Annotated in this window: 1 rRNA gene; it reads left to right on the plus strand. The window is 49.3% G+C overall.

What is annotated here, in order from left to right:
• Nucleotides 1-146 precede the first annotated feature (146 nt).
• Nucleotides 147-696, plus strand: a 23S ribosomal RNA gene (locus ACU8YC_RS25295); the annotation flags it as partial.

Consider the following 696-nt stretch of genomic DNA (forward strand, 5'->3'; position numbering starts at 1 on the left):
TTTGCTCTTTAAAAATCTGGATCAAGCTGAAAATTGAAACGACACACTGTTTCATTTCTCCGTAATAAGAAATGAAAAGCGGTGTGTTCGAGTCTCTCAAATTTTCGCAACACGATGGTGTTTTACGAAACATCTTCGGGTTGTGAGGTTAAGCGACTAAGCGTACACGGTGGATGCCCTGGCAGTCAGAGGCGATGAAGGACGTGCTAATCTGCGATAAGCGTCGGTAAGGTGATATGAACCGTTATAACCGGCGATTTCCGAATGGGGAAACCCAGTGTGATTCGTCACACTATCATTACGTGAATACATAGCGTAATGAAGCGAACCGGGGGAACTGAAACATCTAAGTACCCCGAGGAAAAGAAATCAACCGAGATTCCCCCAGTAGCGGCGAGCGAACGGGGAGCAGCCCAGAGTCTGAATCAGCTTGTGTGTTAGTGGAACGGTCTGGAAAGTCCGACGGTACAGGGTGATAGTCCCGTACACCAAAATGCACAGGTTGTGAACTCGAAGAGTAGGGCGGGACACGTGGTATCCTGTCTGAATATGGGGGGACCATCCTCCAAGGCTAAATACTCCTGACTGACCGATAGTGAACCAGTACCGTGAGGGAAAGGCGAAAAGAACCCCGGCGAGGGGAGTGAAAAAGAACCTGAAACCGTGTACGTACAAGCAGTGGGAGCATCCTTCGGG

Source organism: Citrobacter sp. VF227 (assembly GCF_052950715.1).